This is a genomic window from Clostridium sp. C8 (assembly GCF_001010885.1).
In the GTDB taxonomy this organism is placed as follows: domain Bacteria; phylum Bacillota; class Clostridia; order Clostridiales; family Clostridiaceae; genus Clostridium; species Clostridium sartagoforme.
In genome coordinates this window covers 22,688-28,889 of the sequence record NZ_LBMX01000101.1, presented here as the reverse complement: position 1 = coordinate 28,889, position 6,202 = coordinate 22,688, and the positions used below count along the sequence as shown (strand labels likewise).

Sequence of the window (6,202 nt, the reverse complement as noted above, 5' to 3'; positions counted from 1 at the left end):
TGGAATATTAGGAGCAACATTCTTCTTTGGATTTGCTTCAACTATAGCTAACGTATCTCAAGCAATACCAGCATTGTCAGCAATACCAGGAGTATTATTGAAGATATTCCCATATATTGTTACTTTAATAGCATTAGTATTATTCTCTAAATCATCTCAAGCACCAAAGGCTTCTGGAGAACCATTTGATGCTGGTAAGAGATAGGATTTTAGTTAAAAGAGAAAAATTAAAAGTTAAGTAATTAATGTAGAAATTCATTCAAAGAATGAATTTCTACTAAAATATTAAAGAGTTTATATAGTTCATAGGAGTGAATTATATAGATTCTTTTTTTATTTTATTACTTTAGGTTTTAAGGATGTATATGTTTTAAGATTAATTTAAGGTAATGATGTTATCTTATTAATATCAAATGATTATTTAATTGAAATTTTAGGAGGAAGATTTATGAGTAAAAAAGTTATAGCAATGTTAGCAATAGCATCTTTATTTATAGTAGCTACAGGATGTTCAAATAAAGAAGCAAATTCAAATAAAACTTCAGTAGCTAGCAAAGTTGAAGTGGACACAACAATAACATTAGGAGATACAATTGTTGTAGATGGAGAAGGAGTAGTAGTTGAAAAAAATAAGGTTACTATAAATTCATCAGGAACATACAGTATATCAGGAACATTAAGAGATGGACAAATAGAAGTTAATGCTGGAGATGAAGACAATGTACAACTTATATTAAATGGAGTTAATATAACTAACTCAACTAGTTCCGGGATATATGTAGCAAATTCTAAAAATACTTATGTAATATTAGAAGATGGAACTAGCAATGAAGTTACGGATGGTGAAAATTATATATTTGAAGATATCTCAACAGATGAACCGAATGCAGCAATTTTTAGTAAAAGTGATTTGTTTATTAGTGGAACAGGATCTCTTAAAGTAAATGCTAAATATAATAATGGAATAACAAGCAAAGATGATTTAGAAATAGCAGATGGAACTATATCAATTGATTCAGTAGCAGATGGTATTAGAGGAAGAGATTCAATTACTATTTCAAGTGGTAATATAATTATTAATTCACAGGGAGATGGTATGAAGTCTAATAATGATGAAGATACAGAAAAAGGTTATGTATTAATTGAAGGAGGAACAATTAATATAACATCAGGTGAAGATGGAATACAAGCAGAAACAGTTGCAACAATAACAGGTGGAGATATAACAATAAATTCAGGCGGTGGAAATGAAAACACATCTAAAGTTCATAGCGATTTTAGAGGCTTTGGAAAAACTCAGGGAGCAGCAGTAGAGCAAGATGAAGAAATAGATACAACTAGTACAAAGGCCATAAAAGCAGCAGTTAATGTTAAAATTGATGGAGGAAATATCAATATAAATTCAGCTGATGATTCAATACATTCAAATGATAAAGTTGAAATTAATGGTGGAACTATTAATATAATATCAGGTGACGATGGAATTCATGCAGACTCAACAATAGATGTAAATAAGGGAGATATTATTATAGTAAAATCATATGAAGGTATAGAAGCAGAAACAATAAATATAAATGATGGAAATATAAAAGTTACTGCAAGTGATGATGGAATAAATGCTTCAGGCGGAAATGATGGATCTTCAATAAATGGAAGACCAGGACAAAATAATTTTGCTTCAGCAGGAAAGGGAACAATAAATATTAATGGTGGAAAAATTGTTGTAGATGCAAGTGGAGATGGTCTTGATGCAAATGGATCAATATATATGAAAGATGGAACAGTTATAGTAAATGGTCCGGAAGACAATGGTAATGGGTCATTAGATTATGATGGAGAATTCCAAATTACAGGTGGATTATTAATTGCATCTGGAAGCTCAGGTATGGCTCAATCACCAAGTGAAACATCAAGTCAAAATTCAATTAATATATTCTCAGCAATACAAGCTAATACACTAGTCCGAGTTGAAGATTCAAGTGGAAATGAAGTAGTAACCTTTGTTTCAAGCAAGAATGTTCAATCAGTAGTAATATCTTCAGCAAATATTAAAATTGGAGAAACTTACAAGGTTTATACTGGAGGAACATCAACAGGGTCAGTAAATGATGGTATATATTCAGAAGGAAGTTATTCAGATGGTACGGAATTAGAAAGTTTTACAGTATCAGGAGTAGTAACTAACATAGGTCAAGTAACTGGAGGATTTGGAGGCCCTGGTGCTGGGATACCTGGTCAAGGAGAATTCCCAGGAGGAGAAATGCCTAAAAGACCTTAATAGAATATTTTATTGACAAGTAGTATATACAAATAATTTATAAATTATTTGTATATACTATGTTTTGTTTTTTATGCTTATAATAAATTAAAAAATATTATGCAAATAATTATCAAATTACTAATAATAAACATATGATATATATTATGTAATAAGATATATTGACAATATTGATATTCGATAATAGAATTATATTGTAATATATGGTAATTATTTTATAAATTTAATATCGAATATCGATGTTTGGAGGTGGCAAAGGATGCCAAGAGAACAATTTCAGAATTTAACTGAACCAATGTACTATATATTAATATCTTTAATAGAAGAAAGATGTGGAGTAGATATAATGGCATCAGTTGAAGAATTATCTAAGGGAAGAGTTAATGTAGGACCGGGAACATTATATGCCCTTCTTGGTAGATTTGAAAAAGAAGGAATGATTAGGGAGACAGAAGTTGTTGGAAGAAAAAGAAGTTATATAATTACTGAAAAAGGCTTAGAAATACTTAAAGATGAATATGAGAGATTAATAATGTTAATTAAAGATGGAAAATCTTTTTTTGGAGGAATTTATGATGATATTTAGAAATAAAAAATGGGTTGTATTTAACTTTTTACCATATGAGCATAAAAGCTTAGAAGATTATTTAGAAAAGATGGCATTAAGGGGTTGGATATTAGAAAATATAAAAGGATATTATTTAAAATTTAGAAAAGATACTCCTAAAAAGTTAAGATATTCAGTAGATGTATTAGACAGCATATCCTTTATGGATGGAAAAGATACTGATAAAGCTCTAGAATATAGGGAATATTGCAAAGAGGCTGGTTGGGAATTTGTTTGTGAAAGAAATAAAATACAAGTTTATTGTAGTGAGCTAGATGAAGAAAGAATAGATATTCATACTGATGAAGTGGAAAAGTTTAATACTGTTAGGAAAGCATCATTAAAATATGTACTTTTAAATCTGATAACAATCATATGCCTTTTACTTGGTCAATATATTGCGACAATTGGAAGTTATAGTGCACACTTTTTAGCGAATCCATTAGGTTTAGGAACATTCATATTTGTTATTATTTTTTCACTTCATGAAATAATGGGATTAATTACATTTTTAATATTTAATATTAAGGGGAAAATATCTATAAATAATGGAAAAAAAGTAAGTTATAATTTAAAGAAAATATCATTAGTAAGAAGAATTATTTATTGTTTAATGTCTATTGTTTTATTTATAGCTTGGCTATCCTTTGCTATAGAATCTGATGTTAGTATTTTAAAAATAGTTATTATTTTAGTTTTTTTAGTACTTGCATCAAATTATATAATTAATTTTATTAAGAATAAGAATATTAAAAATAAAAAAATAATAATTCAAGGAGCTTATCTAGTATTAACATTAGCAATATTTTTTACTATTACTAATATGATTTTTAGAGATGTATTTATTAAAGACTATAATTATAGCGATAAAATGTTAAATAAAGTAGATAATTTAAAAATTGAAGATTTTAATGATGTTAGTAAGGAAGATTCATTATATTTTAGAGCAGAGAAAACACCAGTAGCTGCTTATTTGTATTATGGAGATGAAGGAGAAAAAAATTACTTAAGTTATGAAATTTTTGAAAGTAAATATAAATGGGTAGTTGAGTATAATTTTAATAAGAGGATAAAATTTGTAAATAAAATAGGGGTAGAATATATAGAAAAGAAAACCAGTTTACCAAAAGGTATAAATGTTTATATGAATGAACATGGACATCGATATACAATAATATCTCAAAATAAAATGGTAGAAATATCAAGTATGGATAATGTAAGCGAAGAGGAATTAATTAATGTAGTTTATGAGAAATTGTTTAGTAGCAACTTAAGTAATTAAATATAAGAAAGCGGAAATAAATAGATTAGGATCATTTCACGTAGTCTATTTATTTTCGCTTTTATACAATGACTTAATTATAAACTTTTTCTTCAAAACCAGCAAAATTTAGTGAAATATTTAAATTACCATTTTTGCATCTTAATTCATCTATAAATTTCTTTTGATCAACATCAAGTTTCATATGAATAATATAGTGAATTTCAAATAGTGAGCCAAAATCTCTAGTTTTTATAGTTTCAATATTCCATGAGTTTGTATATTTATTTAGTATGTCATCAAATATTCCATCATAATTTAAATCTTCAGGAATTGTAATTTTAAGTTTAGAAGTTTTTGTTCTAGGCATAGCAAATCTTGTCATATCTAGGATAACTACTAAGGCGCAGAGTATTAAAGTAAATATAAAGGCATATCCCACATAACCCATCCCACAGGTTAAACCAACAGCTAAGGTGAAAAATACATAAGTTATATCTTTTGGATCACCAGGTGCACTTCTAAAACGTATAATTGAAAATGCACCTGCTAAGCTAAATGCTCTTGCAACATTATTTCCTACTAAAAGTATAATAATAGCAATTATTACGGGTAGCATTATAAGTGTTACTGTAAAACCTGGGGCATATCCCTCTCTTTTATGTGTCTTCATATAGGCAAGACTTATAACTAGTCCAAGAATAATTGAAGATATAATAATTAATAGTGCGTTTACTAGAGTAAATGATTCTCCAGTAGTTGATGAAATGATAGTTTCTAACATGCGTTGTCCCTCCTATTAGAATAATTTGCATTTAAGCAATATTTCATATATTCATTTCCATATTTCGAAAAGTGAGTGTTATATATTGATAATTCAGAAAGAACTTTTGTAAACCAAACAGGTATTGCTCCAAGTATTTTTACCTCCATAAGATAATGATTTTCTTTTAGTAAATTTTCACCAAAGCTACCAAGTTCAAGAGCTAAGTTATCACGTCTAGTAATTATATTAGAATCAAATGTTATTCTAAAATCACTATTATCTTTTCCAAAGAAGGCTTTTCTGCTATAGCCTATATATACAGTTGGGTTAACTTCATTATTAGTTAAGTGGTATTCTATTTCATTAAGAACTTGATTATTAATGTAATCAGAAGTAGCAGGTTTTTCCCTTAATTCTAAGAACCTATAAGCCTCATTCAAAGTTAAAGTAGCTCTACGTTTATTTACTATACCATTAATTTTTTTCTTTAACTCTAAAAAAACTCTATCATCCTTACTATTAGGTACATTATAGCTCCTTAATCTAAGTTTTTCTTTATAATAGGGTTTGTTGATTGAATTTCGAATTATGTGACAGTCAAGTGTGTCATAATATATATTATAAATATCATAGTTTTTCCCATCTTTACAATATTTATCTGGATTCATATAGTTTTTTAAAATTGGAATAAGTTTGTTATATTGTTTCTCATTTAATATAAATTTTTTTTCAAATCTTTGAAATGATTTTATTGCCATACTATTACCTCCTATTGAATGATCTTTATGAAGTAATTATATAAACCTAACCTTAAAGAAATCTTAAATTAAAAAATAAATTTAAATTAATGTATATTTATATATCTAAAAATAGTAAAATTACAATAGTTAGAAATTAGTTTTAAGGAGAAAAAGAATGTGAAGTTTAAGAAAATCTATATAGGAATAATAGTATTAGGTATTTGTATGCTTAGTGTATGGATTATAGCAAACCACAAAAATGATAAAGTAGCTATAAGAGGAGTAGTAACAGTAATAAATGAAGAAAATGAAAAGGGTAATATTTTAGTAGAAGGAAATATTGAAGAAGATACAGAATTTGATAAGGCAAGTATTTATATAACCCAAAGAACGAAAATTATAAAAGAAGAGGCAAATGAAAGGTTAAAATTATCAGATATTAAAGTAGGAGATAAAGTAGAAGTGATAATTACAGGACCAATAAGAGAAAGTTACCCTGTTCAAGTATATGCTAAAATTATAAGAATAAAATAAGTAAATATTGTCATGA

The 6,202-nt window shown here is 27.2% G+C and carries 6 protein-coding genes and 1 pseudogene; 5 read left to right on the top strand and 2 right to left on the bottom strand.

Annotation, left to right across the window (positions count from 1 at the left end; genetic code table 11):
- The 4 genes and pseudogenes from AAT22_RS16170 to AAT22_RS18645 all read left to right on the top strand — a co-directional run.
- Window positions 1–205: pseudogene (locus AAT22_RS16170) on the top strand (ABC transporter permease); the annotation flags it as partial.
- A gap of 243 nt (window positions 206–448) precedes the next feature.
- Entirely contained in the window at window positions 449–2,278 is a 1,830-nt protein-coding gene (locus AAT22_RS16165) for a carbohydrate-binding domain-containing protein (protein WP_047001998.1), read from the top strand.
- A gap of 259 nt (window positions 2,279–2,537) precedes the next feature.
- The gene (locus tag AAT22_RS16160) at window positions 2,538–2,864 is read left to right on the top strand and encodes a PadR family transcriptional regulator (RefSeq protein ID WP_047001997.1); all 327 of its coding nucleotides are present in this window, start codon (window positions 2,538–2,540) and stop codon (window positions 2,862–2,864) included.
- Window positions 2,851–4,167: a DUF2812 domain-containing protein gene (locus AAT22_RS18645; protein WP_172655029.1), complete on the top strand. Its 1,317-nt coding sequence runs from the start codon at window positions 2,851–2,853 to the stop codon at window positions 4,165–4,167. The genes AAT22_RS16160 and AAT22_RS18645 overlap by 14 nt, the downstream gene beginning before the upstream one ends.
- A 73-nt stretch (window positions 4,168–4,240) precedes the next feature.
- On the opposite strand, the gene AAT22_RS16150 is transcribed toward AAT22_RS18645, so the two are convergent.
- Both AAT22_RS16150 and AAT22_RS16145 read right to left on the bottom strand, forming a co-directional pair.
- Window positions 4,241–4,930, bottom strand: coding sequence for a DUF4956 domain-containing protein (locus tag AAT22_RS16150; RefSeq protein ID WP_016207346.1), 690 nt, complete (start codon window positions 4,928–4,930; stop codon window positions 4,241–4,243).
- Entirely contained in the window at window positions 4,924–5,670 is a 747-nt protein-coding gene (locus tag AAT22_RS16145) for a polyphosphate polymerase domain-containing protein (RefSeq protein ID WP_047001996.1), read from the bottom strand. Before AAT22_RS16145 ends, AAT22_RS16150 begins: the two co-directional genes overlap by 7 nt.
- 159 nt (window positions 5,671–5,829) lie before the next feature.
- Here AAT22_RS16145 and AAT22_RS16140 point away from each other — a divergent pair, with 159 nt between their 5' ends.
- Window positions 5,830–6,186 (top strand): DUF3221 domain-containing protein, encoded by a 357-nt coding sequence (locus AAT22_RS16140; protein ID WP_047001995.1) that lies wholly within the window; start codon window positions 5,830–5,832, stop codon window positions 6,184–6,186.
- Window positions 6,187–6,202 lie beyond the last annotated feature (16 nt).